Annotated in this window: 1 protein-coding gene; it reads right to left on the bottom strand. The window is 67.0% G+C overall.

What is annotated here, in order from left to right:
- Positions 1 to 294: carotenoid oxygenase family protein (locus tag IF54_RS0139165; RefSeq protein WP_030327594.1), on the bottom strand; the 294-nt coding region annotated here is incomplete at both ends.

Genomic DNA, 294 nt, shown 5'->3' with positions numbered 1-294 from the left:
CAGTCGTGGACCATCGAGGAGTAGGGCACCTCGAAGGTCTGGGAGCGGGTGACCTTGCCGTCGGATGCGATCTCGTGGATGTGGATCTGCTTGTCCGGCCTGCCGCTGGCGTTGTACGCGAAGGCGATCAGCTCGCCGGTGCGCGGGTCGTGCTTGGGGTGGGCGGTGAAGGTACGGCCGGGGATCTGCCCGGAAAAGTCGCAGACGCCCTTCGTCTCCAGCGTCAGCGGGTCCAGCTCGTACGGGAGCGCCGCCTCCTTGAGGGCGAGCAGCTTGCCGGCGTGCCAGATGATC

Source organism: Streptomyces sp. NRRL B-3229 (assembly GCF_000719505.1).
Lineage (GTDB): Bacteria > Actinomycetota > Actinomycetes > Streptomycetales > Streptomycetaceae > Streptomyces > Streptomyces griseorubiginosus.
Note: the sequence above shows the minus strand (reverse complement) of the source record. Positions and strands in the feature narration are given on the sequence as shown.